The organism is Echinicola strongylocentroti (genome assembly GCF_003260975.1).
Classification (GTDB): Bacteria; Bacteroidota; Bacteroidia; order Cytophagales; family Cyclobacteriaceae; genus Echinicola; species Echinicola strongylocentroti.
Map to the genome: position 1 here is coordinate 1,781,087 of NZ_CP030041.1, position 21,642 is coordinate 1,802,728.

The window sequence follows — 21,642 nt, forward strand, 5'->3', positions numbered from 1 at the left end:
CCAACATCATGGTTAAACACAACCTTATCATACTTATTCTACTCAGCAGCATTCTGACCGTTTGGAATTGTACTTCCAAGTCCGAAAACCAAGAAGAACTTCCTTACCTAGGATTCAAGCAAGCTGAAGAAAAGACCGTCGATGGCAAAACCGTTACCGACACCCTTTACCACACCATTGCCCCTTTCTCCTTTACTGATCAGGATGGTGCCACCATTACCAATAGTGACGTGAAGGGCAAGGTCTACGTAGCAGACTTTTTCTTTACCAGCTGCCCCACCATTTGTCCCATCATGAAAACCCAGATGCTCAGGGTATATGATGCATTCAAGGACAATCCGGACTTCCAGATCTTAAGCCACTCCATAGACCCTACCCATGACACCGTGGCGGTGCTAAAGGACTATTCGGTAAAACTGGGGATAGAAGACGCTTCCACTTGGCACTTCCTTACGGGGGATCAAGAGAAGATTTTTGAAATTGGCCAAACAAGTTACCTGGCCACGGCCATGGAAGACAAAAACGAACCAGGTGGTTTCTTGCACAGTGGGGCATTTATCCTTATCGACCGTGAAGGACATATCCGTGGTGTCTATGATGGTACCAAAGAAGACCAAGTCGATGAATTGATGAAGGACATTCCTAAACTACTGCACAATGCTAAAGAACAGTCTTAAATGGCTACCAGTCAGGTGTTTTGTTCTCATCATCGCAGTGGTCGCCTGCAATGCCAAAAAGGAAAATAACGACGGACTTATTTCCCTAAATGAAATCGAAGACATCAAAACCCGCCAGTACGCCATCGAAGGCCAATTACTCTATGCCAACTACTGCGCAAACTGTCATCAAAAAGATGGCGCTGGGCTGGGCAAGCTCATTCCTCCCTTACAAAATGCTGATTTCATGTTAGCAGATACTGGCAGAACCATTCGCCTTATCAAGCATGGCATCAAAGGAGAAATCACCGTAAACGGCGTCAACTACAACCAACCAATGCCGGGGAATCCCCAACTGACCAACTTGGAAATTGCCGAAATTGCCACCTATATTTACACGGTCTTTGGAGGCCATGAAAAACGGGTGGAAGCCAGTGAGGTAAAAAAAAACCTAGAGACAACTAAAGAAACCGACTAAACGCTTCGCAGTGCCTGTTCCGACTCCTGTACGGAGATGGCTTCCTAATCGACCTCTGATTATTGCGCCGCTCAATAAGACTTAGCTTCTTCTAGTGCAGTGGTAATATCATCATTCACTTTGGTTACTTTCTCTTTTTGTTCTTGCAGGTATTCGATTACCTGCTCATTGGTCATACCTTCAAAATCCACCTTGTACTGGCGCATCCAGACAAACATCCCCTCATAGGCATCCTCCAGCCCCTTAGCTACCTCGTTCATTTCTTCCGCAATGGCTCCGTTAGCTACAGAATCGTCCAACAACATCTTCCCGGAAGACGTCATCAACCGACTTTGTTCTTCTTTCAACTTCCCCATCAACGGCATGACTTCGTCGTGAATCCCGATCACCTCGTCCTTTAGCTGCTTCACCTCTTTTTGGTGATTATCACAGGATACCAATAGACCAGTCACAAGAACCAATACAAACACATTTAATAACAACCTCATATACTTATTTTTTTATATTTAATCGAAACCATCAATAATCATAACAACAATAAAAAAACACTCAAAAACCATATATAGAATCATAAAAGTAACAATAAACAAATATAACCTATTATTATTCCTGCATATTTTTTTCCATTTGGTTTGATAACATCAAAATGGTCTTCATTGTAATAGTAAAACACGAATCAAAAACCTATTTTTACTTCTATAATTTGATTATACGCTTTCTTGCCAGTAGATTTTATTTCTCACTGACCACCCAGAATGAAATAAGGCTTTTCTGAGATTTCCGTGGTTTCAGTGAGAACCTATTCACTATTTCTATGATGACTGGTATCATTGCGGATACACATATTCTACAATTAGCAAACACCTAAATCAGCCGACTCTTTAAGAATACTCACAAAACTATCAATTATTCATCCCAAAAATGAAAATATGAAACCATTTTGTTATGCCATTGATAAAATCATCACTAGCGATAAGGCCAGTTTACACCCAATTGACATTGGACTGATCAGGGGATACGCGGTATTTGATTTTTTCAGGACGGTTAATTACCACCCCTTGTTCCTGGATGATTATCTTGATCGCTTCATTAAGTCTGCAGCCAAAGCCCACCTTACCCTTAAGGTAGGGAACGATGAACTCAAAGATATTATTATGGAACTAATCCATAAAAACGAGCTCAAACAAGGCGGAATCAGGATGGTTTTGTCCGGTGGAATTTCAGACAATCATTTCTCTCCTTCGGAAGGCAGCCTCTTTATATTTTGTGAGGAATTAATGATGCCATCAGATGAAAAATACAGCAAGGGTGTGCATCTATTGACCACAGAGTACATCCGCCCGATCCCCGAAATCAAAACCACTAATTATGCCCTCCCTGTCTTCTTAAGTGCAGACTGGAAAGCCAATGGCGCCGAAGATGTACTCTATCACGCCAATGGCATCATATCAGAAAGTTCGAGAAGCAATATCTTTATCGTAAAAAACGGCACCATCAGCACTCCAAAATCCAACATTCTACACGGAATCACCAGAAAAAACATCGTGGCACTTGTTCCTGACCTACAAATCCGTGACGTCACACTGCAAGAAGTCATGGAAGCCGACGAGGTATTCATGAGCAGTACGACCAAAAGAATTTTGCCCATTACTAAAATCGACCATCAAAACATCAGCAACGGCCAGGTAGGGACGCATACGAAAAAACTTATAGAAGCCTTTGAGAAAATGGAAAAAGAAAAAGCCCTTTGATCGGGCTTTTTCTTTTAGAGCACCAACTCTGCGTCGGTGAGAATATACATTAGTTTTTCGGGGTCTTTGGCATTTAGCTTGAGCGTTCCCTTGACCTTTACACGCTTAGATGTATACTCGATAGGATCAGCCATCATCACTTCCATGACCGTCTCAGGCCCTCCTGAGCCACAAAAGAAACACTCCGCCAAAGGCAATGAGGATAATATAATGTGCTCAGGCTTAAACATCCCCTCAAATGGAATGATATAACCCTCTGCCGAAATTTCTTTCCCTTCGAGCTCTTGAATATCATCGCTAAAAACCGGCAAGTACAACTCCCCATATTCATCCTCTCCCACTTCATAGGTCACACCTGTCAATGTCTTCCATACATTCGCATCTTGTGCCTTATTGATTCCGCAAACAGCCATCAGGACTACCGCTATTACACTAAATTTTAATTTCATGGTATTTTATTAATCTCTATGTTATTTCGTCAGTTGTTTGGCGATATCCGTCTTGTAAGCTCCCATGGCCGGGATCAATGACGCTACTATCCCTACAGCCACCGCATACACGACAATCCAAGCTTCTTCCTGCAGGAATACCCAAGCGGATATATTGCTCAATGCCCCCTGTTCTTGACCTATAACCAAGAACGATAGAAAAAGGTGCCCGATCATTATCCCTGCTACCGCTCCAAGGAACGTTAAAATAATCCCTTCTAAGACAATATGTACAAATAGCTGTACCTTGGAAGCACCAATGGTACGCATGACGGCCAAGTCATACTTGCGCTCCTTCAACGAATTGTACAGCGCAATAAAGATGCCCAGCCCAGCAATGAAAATAATGATAAAGGCAAGTCCCTTGATCAACTTGATCCCCACTCCCAGCAATTCAAACAAACGCGCTATCTCAAATGATGGAGAAGCTGCTTGAAGGGAGCTCCGACTATTGATAAAACGGGGAAGTTGGACTGCTGCCATTGGGCTCCTGTATTGAACCAAAAGCGTCGTCACTTCGCGATCCTCGTCCGTTTCTGGGAAGCCATGTTTAGCCACTTCTTTTTCCATGGCGGCATGATCATGCTCCTCCCCTTCATCATGGGTAAACCATACAGACTCCAAGGACGTAAGGATGAGTTTGTCCACCACCTTACCAGATGGAGCCAAGACTCCGCTTACGACATAGTGATGGTGGTCATGTTCATGACTACTGGTCCCGATTCCGTGTGAACCCATAAATTCATCTCCTACTTCCAGGTTTAGTTTTTTGGCTACCTCACTGCCCAGCACGACATCAAATGGACGCTTCCATCCCTGTCCACTATCAAATGTTGTCTGGTACAATTCCAAGTAATCATAATTGGTTCCTACGATTCTATATCCCTGATAATTATCTCCCAAGCTAAGTGGTATTACCTTCTTTATCAGGCGGTTTCTGGAGACGCCTTTGGCTTCTTTCAGATCGATGTTGCCCGTAGGGAAATCAATATGATAGACGCTGGACAAAATCAACTGTAGCGGACTGCCCTTGGCCCCGACTACTAGGTCAATACCCTTCGCATCCTTGCTCATTTGGTTTTCGAATTGATCCTGCATCAGCAGTAAAACCGTAATGATCGCCAGTCCCAATGCGAGCAAAAGAATATTAAGTCCTGTATTGAGCGGCTTGGACACCAAGTATTTCCAGCTGAGTTTTAGCATATTCATTGGTTACCTCCCATCATGATTTGGTTGGATACATGTTCTTTCACACGGTGGTCATGTGTCACGATGATCAATGCCGAATGCATTTTTTTTGCTTGTTCCTTTAATAAATGGATGACCATTTCTGCATTTTCATCGTCCAGACTGGCAGTAGGTTCATCTGCCAATACCACTTTGGGATTGTTTACCAAGGCCCGGGCGATGGACACCCGCTGGGCCTCGCCTTCGCTGAGTGCTGTTACTTTTGATGCTGCTTTGTGCGAAATGCCCAGATCCTGCAAAAGCCGGTCAATTAAGCCATGATCTGGTTTACCCGAAAAATACTGCGCTAACCGAAGATTTTCCTTAACGGTCAACGGGGCAAGGATATGGGGCTTTTGGAAGACCATTCCGATATTGGCTCCACGAAACTTGTCCAACGCTGCTCCTCTTAGGTCATAGATGGCGGTTTCATCTATTTCCACAGTCCCCTCAAATGGCCTCAACAGGCCTCCAAGGATATTTAATACCGTAGTTTTACCACTGCCCGACTTGCCCAACACCAAGAGTTCTTCGCCTCCTTCCAACGCTATGTCCGGAAAAGGTATTCGTGCCGCCTTATCGTAGTAAAACAAAATATTTTTCGCTAAAATCATATCAATCAATTGGTATTTTCACGGTAAAGGTAGACCCTTTGCCTGCTTTACTCTGAACAGTAATCTCTCCTTTCAGTACTTCCACACATTTCTTTACAATAGACAGGCCAAGCCCCGACCCTTCAGTAATCCCCACATTCTTTGCTCTAAAAAAACGATCAAACAACTGGGATTGTTCTTTTTCGGGGATACCAATACCATCATCTTGAATGGTCGCTACCATAATATCATCCTTTACTTTTACAGCAAACTCCACATGTCCTTTATTCTTCGAGTATTTCACCGCATTGCTGAGTAGGTTTTCAAAAACCTGATAGAGCAGATCTGTGTCCGACTTCAGCGTCTTGGGGACGTTTTCAAAAGTAGTGTCAATAGCTACATCCTTATCGTTATTGGCCTTGACCACATCGATGACCTCGTTAAAGAATGCTGCCGTAAAAAACCGAGATGGCTTATAGTCGATCTTATTGGCGTCTGCCTTACCAAAAAACAGCACGGATGTAAGTAAGTTGTTCAGGTTACGGACAGAGTTTTCAATTTTTCGGGAGTGTTTCATTAGCTTCCCTTTCATGGGATGGTCCTTCTCTGAGTAGATCTGTAGCAATTGGGCAGAGCTGAGAATGGATGTCAAGGGCGTCTTGAACCCATGGGAGACATTCTGGACGATCTTGGATTTCAACTCGCCGATTTCACGTTCTTTTTCCAGCGCCTTTTTCAGTTCTTTATTGGCCTCGTTAAGGTCTGCTGTCCGCTGCCGGACTTTCTCTTCCAGTTCATTATTGAGTTTTTGAAGCTCCTTTTCTTTTTTATCCTTAAAGATCGCCAGCTCTATCATCATGTTCAGTTCCCGGATATTAAAGGGCTTGATCACATAGGCGCTGGGATTGGTTCCCGCTATCTTCTGAAGCGTCTCTTCATCCGAACTGGCCGTAAGGTAGACAACAGGGACGTCAAATTTCTCATTGATGATTTCGGTTGTTTTGATCCCATCAAGCTCTCCGCCCAAGTTGATATCCATCATGACCAGCTCGGCAGGCTCTTCTTCCATGATATCCAATGCCTCTTCCCCCGTGGCTGCCACCCCGATGATTTCATGGTGGTTTTTCTCCAATGCTTTTTTCAACAACAATGCAGATACATTGTCATCTTCTACTATGAGAATCTTAAGTGCGAGCATAGCTATTCGTTAATAGTCAAAAAAGGTGACGTATATTCTTTCACAATAATAAGCATATTTTAATGGATAGGAAGAATTACCAAAACGGTAGTGCCTGCATTTTTTTTACTCTTGATCTCAATGGATCCTTTCAACAGTTCGATCAGGCTTTTGGTAATCGAAAGTCCCAACCCGGTTCCTTCAAACTGACGGTCATACCCGCCGCTCTCCTGCTCAAACGGCGCATAAATTTTTTGGACAAACTCTTCACTCATTCCAATACCATTATCATTTACTTCCAGCTGCAGCTGATCCTCCACCCTTTTAAGCGTGACCTTGATCAGTCCTTCATCGGAATATTTGATGGCATTGCCGACGATATTATTGACTATCATCTCAAAGTAGCGTTTGTCCACTTTCGTTATAAAAGGCTTAGTTTCAAAACGTGCTGTCAATAACAGGTTCTTTCGAATAGCCAGGGTCTTCAGTGGGATTAAAATATGCGACAGTAAATCATTTGCATTAACTTCCTCATAAGCTACTTCCATTTTGTTGGCCTCGATCTTGGCCATACTGAGAATACTGTTAATCGTGTTTAAAAGACGTTCGCCACTCTCCATAATAATCTCTAACTGCCCCACCAACGCATGATTTTCTTTATTCTGGAACATAATATTTTCCGTACTTCCCAATATCCCATTGAGCGGCGTTCTGATCTCGTGGCTCATATTGGACAGAAAATTTGTTTTTATCCGGTTAGCTTCCTCGGCACGTTCCTTGGCATCTTTCAGTCCCTCTTCGTATATCTTCTTGTCAGTAACATCCCTAAACACCATCAAAACAATATTATCGTCTTCTTCTGGGTTTACTTTGGTCACAAAAAGATCAATGTTCTTATCCCCATTATGAAAGGGCACATAGGCCTCCATCGAGCCACTTTGGCCCTCGGAAAGCAACTTCAGAACCAAATCCTTATGTTCATAAAAATACGCTGGCTTTCTAAAAAATTCCTTGACATGCCTTCCATTGTACAGGCGATCGGGATCCAATCCGGCCAGCTTGATCATAGACGGATTTACAGCGACTACACTGCCTTCTAGATTGAGAAGCATAAATCCGTCTTGGGAACTCTCCCATACATTCTTGAATTGGTCCTCTGCCGTTTTAATCTCTTGGTTTTTTTCATCGATGCTCTTTTGTAGGACCCCCCGCTGCTTAAACTGATTGATCAACACACTAAACCCAAAGCCCAACATCAACAAGAAAAGAATAACGACACTAATAAACCAAGACTGCAGGTACACCGGCTTGATGATAGAAAATGCCTCAGAAGTAGCGATTTCAGAAGCAAACTGACCTCCCAGACTGGCTTGTAATTTCAGCTGATAGTCTCCAGGCGGCAAGCTATTGAACTGCAATTTGTTCGTTCGGGGGTTTTGTAAGTGTTGCCACTCTTCATGAAAGCCCTCCAGTTTATAACTGACCGTAAAGTTGGCCAACTGCAAAAAACTGATCGCACTAAACTCAAACTCCACATTATTGAGTTCATAAGGAATCGTCCCCATGGACATCACACCTCCATCGTCCACTCCAAGGACTTTGGCACTGGTCACACTTACTTTCGGCTCCACAAAGGAAACCTCATCCTCTTCCGGCACAAAAACAGACAAGCCATTTTGGGTTCCAATATGAACACGGCCTGTTCCGTCAACGGAAAAGGCCCCTCTGTTCACCTCATTACCGGACAGTCCACTAAACTCATTAAAATTCCGAATAGTCCCATTTCCAATAATGGCCACACCTTCATCTGTCCCAACCCACAAATTCCCATTATGATCTTTCTCGATTGCATAAACGGGCCGATCTACACGTTGCCCATTGACGACATGATAGCTAAGCCCCTCATCACCAAAGAACTTCAACCCTTCATGGGTAGCCAATAAAAGCCCCTCATCGTACCGCATCCAATCATACCCACAAAAAACCATGACCTCATCTGCGGAATAAACGGTCCCTATCAACTCCTGCCAGTTACCAGCCATAATGACCATTTTTCCATCCTCCATAAAATCAATCTTTCGGATTTTATTTACTGGCATATCAAGTTTTTCTTTGAAGATATGTCCGGTGATTTCCTGCTGGAAATGCCGCTCTCCCCGTCTATTAATATCGCTGAGATAAACATGGTTACCTGCCACTATAAACAGGCTGTCACCTTTGGGCACCGCATGCATCACAAATGACTTGTCTGGCACTTGGACAAATGACACTTGCTTTCTTTTGGGATCGTATCTTCCAAGCCCTCTCATGGCCGATGCGATCCATACTGTTCCGTTTTGATCCCTATGAAGAGTGGTCACCCTATTTTTGGGTTCCCCCAACATTCCTTCGCCTCGTGACTCAAAAATCACTTCTCCGTTTTTCCAGTGCTGGATGCCATTATTGAACCCATAAAGCAGTTCACCTTTACCCAGGGGCAAAACAGCCGAAACCTCATGTTCAAGTAACCCTTCGGATTTGTCATAATTCTGAAAACGTAACGTAGGTAGATTCACCACACCCCGAACGGTACCGATCCAAATGATATTTTCACGGTCCACAAATGAGGTATTGATGTAAAAGGATTTTAATGCATCATAAGTGGAAATTTCCAAAATGGTACCACTATCAGGATTATACTTGAACAGTTGGGAGTTAAAAAAATAATAGACCTTTCCCTTCTTGACCTGAAGACCAAACTTCCTCCCAAGGTTATAGTCCACTTGAGAAAAACCACTGTCGATGATCGTGTCCACTTCAAGCAACTCTCCTCCAGAGGCCAAGAAGTTTTTACCCAAGTAATAGTATCTATCATCATCTTTACTATAGCGAATGACCCAAACCTGTCCCGGCAACTTATCACTGGCCATCTCTATTGGAATAAGTGTATTTTCCGCATAACGAACGATCTTATTATCCAACAGCAGCAGCATTTCTCCTTGGGTCGTACAAAAGGTGGACCGTAGCTTCCCCCATTCTTCCAGCTTGTACCCATGAAAATCCCATGCAAAAGAGCGTACATGAGACATCGCTAAAAAACCACTCCCTGAAAGAAGAAGTTGCTTCCCCTCACCTTTGCCCAAAACATGCAGCTGAAGTCCATCACCATTTATCCGAGACTTGATTTGATGTGGAATTTCATATACGGACCACGTCTTTTTTTCCAGTCTAAAAATTACAGGATTCCCCTTTGTAGCATACACCCACACTACTCCGTCCGGATCTATCTCAAAAGAAGCATCTTTCCCCAGCTTGTCGGCCACTTCCTCTGGCAGCCCATAGGTATTGATTCCGTCAGAATAATGAACCCCCCTGGCAGTAGCAAACCAAACCTTGCCGTTATTGTCCTGATCAATGGATAAGACAATTCCGGAAGGCAAATCCAATCCTTTGATTTGCTTGTTCATCTGAAAGGACTGGGCCATTATTGTTCCGTTCAGAAAAAATAAAACGAATAGGAAGATGTAGAATTTCGGCATAGTTCGAGTTCTAAGTTAGAAAAAGAATCCCATCAGATAAATTAAATTTGACATTGTTTCTTATTTCTTTTTGTACTAGCCCTTAATCTTTTATTTTTGTATCCAAACTTTAAAAATCGCATCATGAGTGTTTTAGTAAATAAAAATTCTAAAGTAATCGTTCAGGGCTTCACAGGATCTGAAGGTTCATTCCACGCACAGCAGATGATAGAATACGGCACTAATGTCGTAGGTGGTGTCACTCCGGCCAAAGGGGGAACTACTCATCTGGGAAAACCGGTTTTCAACTCCGTAGAAGAAGCTGTTAAAGCCACTGAAGCAGATACTTCCATTATTTTTGTCCCCCCTGCTTTTGCTGCTGACGCCATTATGGAAGCTGCTGATGCCGGCATTAAAGTGATCATCGCTATTACTGAGGGCATCCCTGTCAAGGACATGATGGTAGCCAAACCTTATATCAAGGAACGAGGCGCTACATTGATTGGCCCTAACTGCCCTGGTGTAATCACTCCAGGAGAAGCAAAAGTGGGCATTATGCCGGGTTTTGTCTTCAAAAAAGGACGAGTAGGCATTGTCTCCAAATCAGGAACGCTTACTTACGAAGCTGCTGACCAAATCGCCAAAGCTGGACTAGGAGTTTCTACGGCCATTGGCATCGGCGGTGACCCCATCATAGGCACCTCCACCAAAGACGCTGTTCAGCTGTTGATGGAAGACAGCGAAACAGACGCAATTGTCATGATCGGCGAAATCGGAGGCAACTACGAAGCAGAGGCTGCTACATGGGTAAAATCAAACGGAAACAAAAAGCCTGTTGTTGGTTTTATCGCTGGACAAACAGCACCTCCTGGCCGAAGGATGGGACATGCCGGCGCCATCATTGGTGGGGCTGATGATACAGCTGCTGCCAAAATGCGCATCATGAAAGAAAATGGTATACATGTAGCCGAATCTCCTGCCGAAATCGGTGAGGTGATGGCCAAGGCCTTGAATGTAGAAGCATAACCGCCTACATCTTATTCATAGAAGACACAAAAAGCATCCGCCAAGGCGGATGCTTTTTTAATGTGTAATCAGAAAGTGTTTGGTCTTTCAGGTGGCCATTTCCCTTACTAAGTGATTAGCTTCGGGTTTAATATTCAATATCCCTTAACCATCCGGTAATGCTAATTCGCTCTTTTTTGGTCGGCAAGACCTCATGTGGAATCTCGCCACTGAGAAACACCACCATTCTACCTCCCACTGGAAACACATCCATTTTCTCTTCCACTTCCCCACTTCCCGGCAAATACATCCTTAACGCCCCTCCATCTTCTCTTGTCCAGGTATCATTAAGGTATAGGATAGTAGTCACCACCCTATACTTTACATGTTGGAATTGATCCAGGTGACGTAAGTAAAAAGATCCTGGAGGGTACATGGCAAAGTGAGCCTCGAAGGACCGCAAACCAAGAAAACAACGTTGGTTAATCGCCCCTCTAATCGCCTCTATCTTTGCCCAATATTGCGACTGTAGTGGGGTAAGCACGGTATGATCCATCCAGCTCACTTTATCACTTCTGATTTCTGGTTGTATTTTAAAAGCATCTCCTTTACCGATGCCAGCATGCCTAAACTGCCCATGAGCCAAAATATCCTGTTGCTCTTGCAACAATTCCCTCCGGAAGTCCTCTGAAATAAAACCATCAATAACACACCATCCCTGCTCATAAAGGGCATTGGCTATAGCCTGATTTTCCATGCCATATATTTTTAGCTACAAATGTAGATGAATAAATTTCAAGAAAACCATAATTTTGCATGAAATTGGTTACTATACATGCAATACATAAACATAACATCCATAAGCAAAAAGTACCATGAAGTAAATCCCAACTAAACTCGCAATAGGCATTCGGAAATATCTCGTGGTCTTCAATAACATAGCATCGCTAAACTTCTGAATTCTGTGATAGTTAAGCCCGTCCCGAAAGTAGTTGGAAAAGGCCATAACGAAGCCTTAAAGTAAAATACGGATAAAGGAAGGCATGAAAACATGTCTTGCTCTATCTCCAATTGGTAAAAATTAAATCAAGATATGTTATTAAAATCTGACGATATAAAAAGAATTGAAATTGATTTTGATTCAGGAATGTTACCCCCACCATTCAGTCATGTATTCAAGTTGAAGATAAGTTTTGAAAAAGGATTCATCAACACTCAATTTACTGTGCACTACACTGACAGGGATGAGCTGACCGAGGACGAGATTTTTTCGGAAGGATTTACCCAAGACGATGATTATAGTTTTATTGGCGAGGTTCCCAAGGTCTGGGAGCAACCCTTAATATCCCTCTATGCCCAGACTAAATGGTCCAATAAACGGGAATTGGACGAAAACGGTGGCATCAAGGTCTTTGCTAAAGACACCCATGGAAAAATCTCCAGGAGCATTCCCATGAACCAGGAAGAGTGGCACATGCTCGCCCAAGAATTCATTCAGGCCATTTATGAAATCAACCAAAAAGAAGCCCCGCTCACCATTAGGTATAAATCCATCACGAAAGAAACCGTGGACGAATACGCATTAACGGTAAAATTTTCGGTACGAAAAGTAATTATTGAAAAAAACGGAGAAATTACCGAATGGAACTGGGACGAAAGTCGTCAGCTCCTTTCTTATATTTACCTGCCTGACTATGACTATGAGGTAGCCAGCGATAGCCCTCCCAAAAAACGTGGGCAATATATTGATTGCGGAGATGGTTTTTGGCACAAATTTGGCAAAGGTGTTAACAATCTCGATGAATCGTTTGATGCAGTTTCAAAAATTCAGGAGGGATTTGAAAACTTAAACCAAAAATAAAGATTTTTACAATGAGAACTTTAAAATCAGTACTTGCAATTGTATTGAGTACAACGGTATTGTTTAGTTGTGCAGACTGGAGCAGCACAGGAAAAGGAGCTGCCATCGGCGCTGGTGCCGGAGGTGCTTTAGGCGGCTTGATCGGAAACAACAAAGGCAACACAGCGGCTGGGGCAGTCATCGGGGCGGCCGTTGGCGGAGCAGCTGGTGCGGCCATTGGCAAGTACATGGACAAACAAGCCGAAGAAATGGAACAAATCGAAAATGCAGAAGTAGAAAGAGTGGGCGAAGGCATTCAAGTAACCTTCGATTCAGGTATTTTATATGGATTTGACTCTTATGAACTCACTCCCCAAGCGCAGGAAAATGTCATGGAAATGGCCAGGATATTAAATGAATATCCTGACACCAACATTATGATCGATGGCCATACAGATAGCAAGGGAAGCGAGGAATATAACCAGAAGCTTTCTGAACAAAGGGCATCCTCGGTAGCCAACTACCTCAAAATGCAAGGAATTGATTCATCGAGATTGACCACAGTAGGTCACGGCGAGTCCATGCCTGTGTCTTCTAACGACACCGACGCTGGAAGAGCAGAAAACAGACGTGTGGAAGTAGCCATTACCGCCAACGATGAATTGGTAGAAAAAGCTGAAAATGGAGAACTAGACAACATGTAATTCTTCGCAACATCCCAATTATAAAAAAACCATCCGCGGTAACGGATGGTTTTTTTTGTTCCTTGACAGGAAGCACTATTGCTTTCAAATAAACTTTAACCCAGAAAATGTATTAGCCCATCTATGCCACGGTCCACAGGTATTGCGATCTGTCCGCCGCGGCAGACGCTCAAATCTCCAAACTTACTGATTCTCTCGTGCTTTCAGCTCTTCCCGACACCCACCGAGACAGGCTCTAACGATTCCTAATGCATAAATCGCATTTAACCCAGAGTCCCAATAAGTAACCCTGCACCGAACCATAAAACAGCAGATACTTTTAGAGATTTTTTCTTCTATAAGGTCTAGATACTAACGTCCCACACGTGACTGCATTTCAGGGATCAAACCTTCATACTTTCTTAAAATCCTATCCCATTCCCTAAAAGCTTCATCAGTTTTGACAGAAGCTCCTCTTGCATTGGTGTATTCACTCACCAATTTTACTTTATATTCTAAAGGACTGGTATTACCGAGCTTCACGATGCACCTTGACCTCACTATCGAGCCATTAAAGTTTTGTGCCACCCAAGCAGTACGAAGGTATCCTGTTTCACGATCAGTAGTCTCTATTACATCAAAATAAGACGTCACAATCCTAGACACCAATTGCCAAGCTTCCAGCTCTTCTTTTGAGGGCTTGATACTAATGTCTACGTTGGCTATATCAGAACTGGAGGAAGCAGTATACGCTTCATCTACGGCAAGCTTGATATATTCACTTTTGTTGGGCTTGGGTTGGTTCTTTTGGTCACAAAAAGTCCGTTCCTCTACGACAAACCCCACTTTCTCAACCCGCACATTTATACAGGTACGCTTTTCGATTTTCAATTCTACGCTACCTGTACCGGCCAGCTGGCCATCCACATAGATAGTAGCATCTGGTTCAGAAGCAGATATTTTCACCTTCTTGTCGAAAGCCATCGACACGGATGCTGTCAAAACCAATAATGTCAGTAAAGTAGATAGTTTCTTCATAATAAAGTTTTATTGTTTTAGTTAATAACAAAGATCCTTGCGGACACAAGCACCTTACAGATGGTAATATTAAAACACTTTACTGTACTCTACAATACTCTAAAAGTAGTATATTTAATATTTACAATAAAAATATATATTTTATCAATATAATTATAAAAAACTAAACAACAACCGTTAAAAAATCATTTATAACCTAATTTAGGCAATTTAACGACAACAATAAATCATACACACCAAAAAAAAGGGATAAAAAAAACCGTGATCCACCAAGGCTCCTGATATATCCAACCAGTTTCCCCTAATAAATCACGGTTATAAAATATAAGCTATATCGCTCTTAACGATTATTTCGCATAATTGACAGCACGCATTTCCCTGATCACAGTCACTTTGATCTGTCCAGGATATTGCATTTCCTTTTCGATCTTTTGCGAAATGTCAAAAGACAGTTTACCTGCGGTAGTATCATCGACATTCTCTGCGTCCACCAAAACTCTCAACTCGCGTCCTGCCTGCATTGCAAAGCATTTATTCACCCCATCAAAGCTCAAAGCCAAGTCCTCAAGATCTTTCAAACGCTTGATATAGCTGTCCATGATTTCCCTTCTTGCCCCTGGGCGTGAACCGGAAATAGCATCGGAAGCTTGGACAATGGGAGAGACCATGGATGTCATCTCGATCTCATCGTGGTGAGCCCCGATGGCATTGCAAACCTCAGGATGCTCTTTGTATTTTTTAGCGAGCTCCATACCCAAAATTGCATGGGGCAGTTCTGCCTCTTCTGGGTAGACTTTACCGATATCATGTAGTAGTCCAGCCCTTTTGGCAAGCTTGGCGTTAAGGCCCATTTCAGCAGCCATGGTCGCACATAGTTTGGCCACTTCCCTGGAGTGCTGGAGCAAATTCTGGCCATAAGAAGAACGGAAACGCATCCTACCAACCATCCTGATCAATTCTGGGTGCAATCCATGCACGCCGAGATCGATACACGTCCTTTCGCCGATTTCGACAATCTCTTCTTCGATGTTCTTTTCGGTCTTGGCGACTACTTCCTCAATTCTGGCCGGGTGAATCCTTCCATCTTGAACCAATCTATGCAATGACAACCTTGCTATTTCCCTTCTCACAGGGTCAAAGCCTGAAATAATGATCGCTTCTGGGGTATCATCTACAACGATTTCGACACCAGTAGCGGATTCTAGCGCACGGATATTCCTACCTTCCCTACCGATGATTTTTCCTTTGATATCATCACTTTCGATATTGAAGATAGAAACGCAGTTTTCGACAGCATGCTCGGTAGCTGTTCGCTGAATGGTATCCAATACGATTTTCTTGGCTTGCTTGGTAGCAGATAATTTCGCTTGGTCCAAAATATCCTTGATATGAGAGGAAGCCTTGGTGTGTGCCTCGTCTTTCAGCATTACCACAAGCTGATCCCTTGCTTCTTCTTTGGTCAGCAGTGCTACTTTTTCCAAGTCAGAGATTCGCTGATTGGTCACACGATCCAGTTCATCCTTCTTCACTTGCACCGAATGAAGCTGGGCATTAAGGTTTTCCTTTTTGCTGTCCAGCTCAGCTTCCTTACGCTTGATCTGCTCCATTTCCTTAGAAAGGATCTGCTCACGTTGCTTCAGCTTACCTTCATTGGTAATAAGAATATTCTTTTTCTTATTTACCTCTTCTTCAAAATCGGCTTTCAGCTTTAGGTATTTCTCCTTTGCTTCCAGCATACGATCCTTTTTGATGGATTCGGCTGTAATTTCGGCTTCTCTAACGATGCCTTTCGCCTTTTCCTGTGCTTCTTGTTCTAGCTTTTGATTGTTTTTCTTAAGAAAAAAACCAACTACTAGTGCCCCAATTGCCAGGCCGACAATGCCTGCTATTATTGTGTATATTACCATAGGTATTTTAGGTTAATAAAAGACCTACCGGTATCCATAGAACCTCGTCTGGAGCACGAAGAATAAAATAATTACAATATGGAATTCAATTGGTTGTTGATACTTGAAAGTGCGGCAGTGATCTGTTCACTGTCTTCTGTATTCACCTCATTTACTTCCATGGCTTCTACCATGCAGTCAAAGGCCACCATCGCTAACAGGTCCTGCCTGTCATCTAAACCAAATTCTTCTCTATATCTTTTCAGCTTATCATTAATCAGTTTACCGGCCCGTCTGATTTTCGCTTCATCCTCCGCCTTCACTTTCATAGGGTATTCCCTATCTCCTATTTTTATTCTTATCGAAAGCGTATCCATAACTATTCAGACAGGTAAGTAATGATCTTGTCGATCTCTTTTATATAATTATCTATTCTATTCCGTAATTCAGCAGACGCAATATTTTCTACCGGTATGTTGTTTACAATTTTACTAATTTTAATTTGATTTTTAAAATGATCCAATGAAGTCTCCTTTTCTTGCAACTCACGCTGCAAGGCTCCCAGCTGTTCCTCCAAAGACTGCTTTTCCAGTTCTATTTGTTCGATTTTTTTGGTAACCTTATTGGCAAGCTGCTGTAGCTGTTGGAGTTCCTCGTGAATCATCTTATCATTTTCTAATCAAAGCCCCAATTTCCTTCTCGAATGACTTCATCAGCCTATTCATGGACTGGTCAATAATTTTATCTGTAAGGGTTTTTGTATTATCCTGTAGGTAAAAACTCAGCGCATAGGCTTTTTTACCAGCCTCGATCTTATCTCCTTGATATACATCAAATACGCCTATATGCTTCAAAAGCTTCCCCCCTGCTTTCTCTGCCACTTTCCTCACAGCGTCAAAATACACCGCCTTATCGATCACTAGCGACAAATCCCTTCGTACTTCCGGAAATTTCGAGATCTCTTTGTACTGCTTCAGCCCTTTGGCCTTCTGCTGCAAGAAGTCCCAACGAAGCTCTGCGAAAAGCACTTCTTGCTTTACATCTGCCAATTTGGTAATTTTTGGGGACAAAAGTCCTACTTTACCAATTTCCTTTTGCCCAAGCTTCAGCTGGAGGGCATAATCAAACGGTGACTCATGGACAATCTCCACTTCTGGCATACGGACATTTAGCTTGTCCAACAACCTTTCTACCACAGTATATAGATCGGGAAATGCAACTTTCTTCGCAGGCTCTAGCCAACTCTCCGCAGCCTTACTGCCCGTCAGAAGTATGGAAAGATGCTTTTCTTCCCGGTACCCATCAGCCTCCTTAAAATAGGCTGTACCAAACTCAAAAAACTTCAGATCTGTCTGTCGCCTATTGATATTGTGCGCTAGTACCTCCAATCCGGTGAACAACAGACTTTGCCGCATTACACCAAGGTCTTCACTGAGTTTATTGAAAATCTCTACATTTTCCTCTGCCTTAAGGAACCCTGCTTTCTCGGAGTAGCTTGGCTTGGTGAGGGAATTGGTCATGATCTCGAAATATCCCATACCTGTCAACAACTCTGAAACCCGGTATTGGAGCTTATTGGTATCCTTCGCCGGGTGCTCAGCCAAAAACCCTGCCTGGTAGGTTTCTGAAAGTGTGACATTTTCAAAGCCATAAATACGCAATACCTCTTCGATGATGTCCGCCTCACGTGTCACATCCACACGATAAGGTTTGACAATGGCCGTGAATCCTTCTTCTGACGGCTCACTGACATTGATTTCCAGATTTTCCAGAATCTCATGGACGGTTTCCTTTGGTATATGTTTTCCTATCAGCCGATCGATGTGGGCATATTTTACCTTCACCTCAAAATCAGCCACTGGCTCAGGATAAAGGTCGGCAATCTCGGAAGTAATCTCTCCTCCGGCAATATCCTTGATCAGCAGTGCGGCTTTCTTTAGTGCCAACACTGGCATATTAGGATCAGTACCTCGCTCAAACCTGAATGAAGCATCTGTTTTCAGCCCATGGAGCAAGCTTCCCCTCCTGATCACGTCCGGAGAGAAATAAGCACTCTCTAGGAAAATGGACGTGGTACCGTCACTGACTCCGGATCCTTGCCCACCAAAAACGCCCGCAATACAAAGGCCTCCCTCATCATCACAAATCATCAGCTCTTCACCCGTAAGCTTTCGCTCTTTTTCATCCAGCGTAACGAACGTAGTGCCTTTGGGAAGTTTCTTGACAAGAATCTTGTCATTATTCACCTTATCCAAATCAAAAGCGTGAAGCGGTTGACCAAGGTCATGCAAAATGAAATTGGTAATATCCACCACATTGTTGATAGGCTCTAGCCCGAGGGCTTTCAGGTAGTTTTGCAGCCACTCTGGCGACGGGCCCACTTTAATATTGGAAATGGTCAACCCCGCATAACGCGGGCAATCCGCGGCATCCTCGACCGTAATTTGTACTGGACGTGAAGTATTATCTACTTGAAATCCACTAACATCGGGCTGTTGCAGATTTCCCTTAAGCAAGGCCTTCAGATCACGTGCTACGCCCAAATGGGAAGCGGCATCCGCTCTATTTGGCGTTAAGCCGATCTCGACTATGTCCGTAGTATACAGGTCAAAATACTCACTTGCCGCTGTACCGTTGGGCAAATCGGTATCCAACACCATAATCCCGTCATGGCTCTGGCCAAGCCCCAGCTCGTCTTCGGCGCAGATCATGCCCTGCGAAACTTCTCCTCTGATCTTTGCCTTTTTAATGGTAAAGGCCTCTCCTTCATTTGGAGAAAGCGCTGCCCCAACAGTAGCTACCACTACTTTTTGGCCTTGGGCGACATTCGGAGCTCCACAAACGATAGGAACCACTTCTCCTCCCACATCCACTGTGGTCTTCTTTAGACGATCTGCATTCGGGTGCTGTTCACAGGTGATCACTTCACCAATTACCACACCCCGCAAACCGCCCGGAATAGATTCAAATCGCTCCACTCCCTCCACTTCCAGCCCAGACTGGGTGAGTAGTTCAGCAATTTTTTCCGTGCTTTCTTCGAATGGAATATAATCTTTTAGTCTATTGACAGAAATTTTCATGTATTCGGAATGATTTCTCTAAATTAAAGAGCAAATTTAAGATAATTGCCAATGCCAAAAAGCTTATTTCAAGTAATTTTTCTCCCCTGCTGTGATCGGCACACTCAGAATGTTTTCTTTTGGGGGAATCGGACAGGCAAAATCAGGGTTATAGGCACAATATGGATTATAAGCCAGATTAAAATCGATAGTAATACTATTCATCCCATCTTGGCGTAGATTCAAGTATCTCCCCCCGCCATAGGTACTTTCCCCACTGGTCTCATCGGCAAAAGGCAGAAAAAAGTTTTTGGGATCGGGCTCATCGACCGCCTGCAAAAGCAACAGCCTACAAGACTCCCCTCCCAGCTCAAAGTCCGCATAACTATGCTTCACATAAGACTCCAGCGTCCCATCGGTCATAGGAATCTCCAAGACTTGACGTTCCTGAAGAGGCACGAGACGAGCTCGTACCTTGTACTTTTCATCAATCGGAAAACAAGAAAGCGAATCAAATCCCAGCTTCTGCTTATCAGTCAGCGGAGACTCTTCATTGTACCTCAAAAATTTATATTGGCGCTCTCGTTCACTGACAACTGTTTCACGGTAATCCCCTGTACTTTGGCCTCCAAAAAACATATACCCAACTGCCAAGAGCACCACTACGCCCACCATCCCAAGTACTATTTGATTTTGTTTCATTTATGGTTCGATCATTGATTCATCTGCGAAGCTAAAATAACCAACATCTGTGAAAATCAAATGATCAATGACCGGCAACTCTAATTTCTTTCCCAAATCTACCAATCTTTTTGTCAGCCTTTCATCAGATTCGGAGGGCTTCTTGGTTCCCGAAGGATGATTATGCACCAAAACAAGCGCAGATGCCCCATGCTCCAATGCCGCTTTAAAAACAAGTTTTGGGTCCACCACAGTCCCGCTCGTGCCCCCTTTACTGATCAAGGATTTTCGAATGACACAATTGGCCCGATTCAGGAGCAAGGCGTAGAAATACTCTACCTGTTCATCCATCAATTCGGCACGCATGATTTCATACACCTCTTTCGAACAAGTGATCTTTGGCCGTTTAGGCAGCTCCATCACCTTCCTTCTCCTGCCCAACTCCAAAGCACTGACTATCGCAATGGCCTTAGCCTCACCGATGCCTTTGAATTTTTGGAGATCCCTGACCGACAAGCGTGCCAATGCCGCCAAGTCATGACCTACACTTGCCAGGATATATTTTGACAGGTCCACAGCACTCATCGACGGGGTACCCGAACCAATCAAAATAGCGATCAGTTCGGCATCCGAAAGTGTAGCCTTCCCTTTCAACTGCAATTTTTCGCGCGGGCGGTCTTCTTCTGCCAGGGCGGAGATCTTTATAGATTGATAAATTTCCATTGATAAAAAAAATAATGACACAAAACCGTAATCAACCTGCATTTTGCATGAAACATGTATTAGCTCACCTATTACAAACTGATTCTCAATGCATAAACCGAGTTTAATTTATCGAAAAAAATCTCTCCGAAACAATGTCTTTTCCATTATCCACCCCTAGCCACTAATAAAAAGTGCATCACACCTAATATTGGTAGTATGGATAAGGCTATACATAATATATCCGCAATGATACCAGTAATCACAGAGATATGAAATAGGTCCTCACAGAAACCACGGAAATCTCAGAAAAGCGTTGTTTCATTCTGGGTTTTCTGTGCGTTCGGCGAGAAATAAAAACTACTGGCAAGAAAGCGTATAATCAAATAAGGCTAGAAATAAAAAAAGCCTTGCCGCTTTGCGACAAGGCTTTGTAAAAATCCTTTACCCGTGCACTAATTATCCCAGTGCGTTAACAAATCTAGCCAAGTTCGACTTCTTGTTGGCCGCATTGTTTTTGTGGATAATATTTTTCTTCGCAAGTTTATCGATCATAGAAGAAACTTTCTTGAACAACTCCTGAGCTTCCACCTTGTCAGTAGTATGTTTCAATTTCTTAATGAAAGTCCTTGTAGTCTTAGCTTGATATTTGTTTCTCAAACGCTTGGCTTCGTTTGCACGAATTCTCTTAAGAGCTGATTTGTGATTTGCCATATCTTATTTTTGCTTAAATTTCTTTGTTTTTCGCCACTGTCCATTAATAGGAGTGCAAAGTTAACTGTTTTATTTTTAATCACAAAAGGATTAACAAACTATGCACTAGAAAGTTTTCAATTTAACGGAACTACTTCCGCAAAACTCCCATATCCAGCCGCAAATGT

At 43.1% G+C, this 21,642-nt stretch carries 21 protein-coding genes; 6 read left to right on the plus strand and 15 right to left on the minus strand.

Annotated features, from left to right (window positions below; genetic code table 11):
- The first annotated feature begins 8 nt into the window (after positions 1–8).
- Positions 9–677: an SCO family protein gene (locus tag DN752_RS06600; RefSeq protein WP_112786452.1), complete on the plus strand. Its 669-nt coding sequence runs from the start codon at positions 9–11 to the stop codon at positions 675–677.
- Positions 658–1,134, plus strand: a complete 477-nt coding sequence (locus DN752_RS06605) for a c-type cytochrome (protein ID WP_112783213.1) — start codon at positions 658–660, stop codon at positions 1,132–1,134. The genes DN752_RS06600 and DN752_RS06605 overlap by 20 nt, the downstream gene beginning before the upstream one ends.
- Before the next feature lie 71 nt (positions 1,135–1,205).
- Here the strand turns inward: DN752_RS06605 and DN752_RS06610 are convergent, their stop codons facing one another.
- A complete protein-coding gene (locus tag DN752_RS06610; RefSeq protein WP_245949479.1) occupies positions 1,206–1,622 on the minus strand; it encodes a hypothetical protein in 417 nt (138 codons plus the stop codon).
- Between the two features lie 441 nt (positions 1,623–2,063).
- On the opposite strand from DN752_RS06610, the gene DN752_RS06615 reads away from it, so the two are divergent.
- Positions 2,064–2,885, plus strand: coding sequence for an aminotransferase class IV (locus DN752_RS06615; RefSeq protein WP_112783214.1), 822 nt, complete (start codon positions 2,064–2,066; stop codon positions 2,883–2,885).
- Positions 2,886–2,899: 14 nt separating this feature from the next.
- Here DN752_RS06615 and DN752_RS06620 read toward each other — a convergent pair whose 3' ends face one another.
- Genes DN752_RS06620 through DN752_RS06640 form a run of 5 tightly spaced genes read right to left on the minus strand, consistent with a single transcriptional unit; the run spans position 2,900 to position 9,834 of the window.
- Complete coding sequence (locus tag DN752_RS06620) at positions 2,900–3,334, minus strand: hypothetical protein (RefSeq protein ID WP_112783215.1); 435 nt, start codon at positions 3,332–3,334, stop codon at positions 2,900–2,902.
- Positions 3,335–3,355: 21 nt separating this feature from the next.
- Complete coding sequence (locus tag DN752_RS06625) at positions 3,356–4,582, minus strand: ABC transporter permease (RefSeq protein WP_112783216.1); 1,227 nt, start codon at positions 4,580–4,582, stop codon at positions 3,356–3,358.
- Entirely contained in the window at positions 4,579–5,214 is a 636-nt protein-coding gene (locus DN752_RS06630; RefSeq protein ID WP_112783217.1) for an ABC transporter ATP-binding protein, read from the minus strand. The genes DN752_RS06625 and DN752_RS06630 overlap by 4 nt, the downstream gene beginning before the upstream one ends.
- 1 nt (position 5,215) lies before the next feature.
- Complete coding sequence (locus tag DN752_RS06635) at positions 5,216–6,391, minus strand: hybrid sensor histidine kinase/response regulator (protein ID WP_112783218.1); 1,176 nt, start codon at positions 6,389–6,391, stop codon at positions 5,216–5,218.
- 59 nt (positions 6,392–6,450) lie between these two features.
- A complete protein-coding gene (locus DN752_RS06640; RefSeq protein WP_245949480.1) occupies positions 6,451–9,834 on the minus strand; it encodes an ATP-binding protein in 3,384 nt (1,127 codons plus the stop codon).
- A gap of 177 nt (positions 9,835–10,011) precedes the next feature.
- Between DN752_RS06640 and sucD the strand changes: the two genes are divergently transcribed.
- A complete protein-coding gene (gene sucD / locus DN752_RS06645; RefSeq protein ID WP_112783220.1) occupies positions 10,012–10,893 on the plus strand; it encodes a succinate--CoA ligase subunit alpha in 882 nt (293 codons plus the stop codon).
- 127 nt (positions 10,894–11,020) lie between these two features.
- On the opposite strand, the gene DN752_RS06650 is transcribed toward sucD, so the two are convergent.
- A complete protein-coding gene (locus tag DN752_RS06650) occupies positions 11,021–11,629 on the minus strand; it encodes a 2OG-Fe(II) oxygenase (protein ID WP_112783221.1) in 609 nt (202 codons plus the stop codon).
- A 336-nt stretch (positions 11,630–11,965) separates the two neighbouring features.
- Between DN752_RS06650 and DN752_RS06655 the strand changes: the two genes are divergently transcribed.
- Positions 11,966–12,733 (plus strand): hypothetical protein, encoded by a 768-nt coding sequence (locus tag DN752_RS06655; RefSeq protein ID WP_112783222.1) that lies wholly within the window; start codon positions 11,966–11,968, stop codon positions 12,731–12,733.
- 11 nt (positions 12,734–12,744) lie between these two features.
- Positions 12,745–13,416, plus strand: a complete 672-nt coding sequence (locus DN752_RS06660) for an OmpA family protein (protein ID WP_112783223.1) — start codon at positions 12,745–12,747, stop codon at positions 13,414–13,416.
- A 351-nt stretch (positions 13,417–13,767) separates the two neighbouring features.
- Here DN752_RS06660 and DN752_RS06665 read toward each other — a convergent pair whose 3' ends face one another.
- The 8 genes from DN752_RS06665 to rpsT form a co-directional block, all read right to left on the minus strand.
- Complete coding sequence (locus DN752_RS06665; protein WP_162633145.1) at positions 13,768–14,433, minus strand: hypothetical protein; 666 nt, start codon at positions 14,431–14,433, stop codon at positions 13,768–13,770.
- A gap of 347 nt (positions 14,434–14,780) precedes the next feature.
- Entirely contained in the window at positions 14,781–16,340 is a 1,560-nt protein-coding gene (rny, locus tag DN752_RS06670) for a ribonuclease Y (protein WP_394337167.1), read from the minus strand.
- A gap of 71 nt (positions 16,341–16,411) precedes the next feature.
- Entirely contained in the window at positions 16,412–16,696 is a 285-nt protein-coding gene (locus DN752_RS06675) for a cell division protein ZapA (protein ID WP_112783226.1), read from the minus strand.
- A gap of 2 nt (positions 16,697–16,698) precedes the next feature.
- A complete protein-coding gene (locus tag DN752_RS06680; RefSeq protein WP_112783227.1) occupies positions 16,699–16,983 on the minus strand; it encodes a DUF3450 domain-containing protein in 285 nt (94 codons plus the stop codon).
- A gap of 4 nt (positions 16,984–16,987) precedes the next feature.
- The gene (pheT, locus tag DN752_RS06685; RefSeq protein WP_112783228.1) at positions 16,988–19,399 is read right to left on the minus strand and encodes a phenylalanine--tRNA ligase subunit beta; all 2,412 of its coding nucleotides are present in this window, start codon (positions 19,397–19,399) and stop codon (positions 16,988–16,990) included.
- A 63-nt stretch (positions 19,400–19,462) separates the two neighbouring features.
- A complete protein-coding gene (locus tag DN752_RS06690) occupies positions 19,463–20,080 on the minus strand; it encodes a DUF1684 domain-containing protein (RefSeq protein ID WP_112783229.1) in 618 nt (205 codons plus the stop codon).
- Positions 20,081–20,782, minus strand: coding sequence for a RadC family protein (gene radC / locus DN752_RS06695; protein ID WP_112783230.1), 702 nt, complete (start codon positions 20,780–20,782; stop codon positions 20,081–20,083).
- Positions 20,783–21,220: 438 nt separating this feature from the next.
- Positions 21,221–21,475: a 30S ribosomal protein S20 gene (rpsT, locus tag DN752_RS06700; protein WP_112783231.1), complete on the minus strand. Its 255-nt coding sequence runs from the start codon at positions 21,473–21,475 to the stop codon at positions 21,221–21,223.
- Positions 21,476–21,642 lie beyond the last annotated feature (167 nt).

Coding starts and splice junctions, on each gene's coding strand:
- DN752_RS06600 (WP_112786452.1), top strand. CDS start 9: ATGGTTAAACACAACCTTATCATACTTATTCTACTCAGCAGCATTCTG.
- DN752_RS06605 (WP_112783213.1), top strand. CDS start 658: ATGCTAAAGAACAGTCTTAAATGGCTACCAGTCAGGTGTTTTGTTCTC.
- DN752_RS06610 (WP_245949479.1), bottom strand. CDS start 1,622: ATGAGGTTGTTATTAAATGTGTTTGTATTGGTTCTTGTGACTGGTCTA.
- DN752_RS06615 (WP_112783214.1), top strand. CDS start 2,064: ATGAAACCATTTTGTTATGCCATTGATAAAATCATCACTAGCGATAAG.
- DN752_RS06620 (WP_112783215.1), bottom strand. CDS start 3,334: ATGAAATTAAAATTTAGTGTAATAGCGGTAGTCCTGATGGCTGTTTGC.
- DN752_RS06625 (WP_112783216.1), bottom strand. CDS start 4,582: ATGAATATGCTAAAACTCAGCTGGAAATACTTGGTGTCCAAGCCGCTC.
- DN752_RS06630 (WP_112783217.1), bottom strand. CDS start 5,214: ATGATTTTAGCGAAAAATATTTTGTTTTACTACGATAAGGCGGCACGA.
- DN752_RS06635 (WP_112783218.1), bottom strand. CDS start 6,391: ATGCTCGCACTTAAGATTCTCATAGTAGAAGATGACAATGTATCTGCA.
- DN752_RS06640 (WP_245949480.1), bottom strand. CDS start 9,834: ATGGCCCAGTCCTTTCAGATGAACAAGCAAATCAAAGGATTGGATTTG.
- sucD (WP_112783220.1), top strand. CDS start 10,012: ATGAGTGTTTTAGTAAATAAAAATTCTAAAGTAATCGTTCAGGGCTTC.
- DN752_RS06650 (WP_112783221.1), bottom strand. CDS start 11,629: ATGGAAAATCAGGCTATAGCCAATGCCCTTTATGAGCAGGGATGGTGT.
- DN752_RS06655 (WP_112783222.1), top strand. CDS start 11,966: ATGTTATTAAAATCTGACGATATAAAAAGAATTGAAATTGATTTTGAT.
- DN752_RS06660 (WP_112783223.1), top strand. CDS start 12,745: ATGAGAACTTTAAAATCAGTACTTGCAATTGTATTGAGTACAACGGTA.
- DN752_RS06665 (WP_162633145.1), bottom strand. CDS start 14,433: ATGAAGAAACTATCTACTTTACTGACATTATTGGTTTTGACAGCATCC.
- rny (WP_394337167.1), bottom strand. CDS start 16,340: ATGGTAATATACACAATAATAGCAGGCATTGTCGGCCTGGCAATTGGG.
- DN752_RS06675 (WP_112783226.1), bottom strand. CDS start 16,696: ATGGATACGCTTTCGATAAGAATAAAAATAGGAGATAGGGAATACCCT.
- DN752_RS06680 (WP_112783227.1), bottom strand. CDS start 16,983: ATGATTCACGAGGAACTCCAACAGCTACAGCAGCTTGCCAATAAGGTT.
- pheT (WP_112783228.1), bottom strand. CDS start 19,399: ATGAAAATTTCTGTCAATAGACTAAAAGATTATATTCCATTCGAAGAA.
- DN752_RS06690 (WP_112783229.1), bottom strand. CDS start 20,080: ATGAAACAAAATCAAATAGTACTTGGGATGGTGGGCGTAGTGGTGCTC.
- radC (WP_112783230.1), bottom strand. CDS start 20,782: ATGGAAATTTATCAATCTATAAAGATCTCCGCCCTGGCAGAAGAAGAC.
- rpsT (WP_112783231.1), bottom strand. CDS start 21,475: ATGGCAAATCACAAATCAGCTCTTAAGAGAATTCGTGCAAACGAAGCC.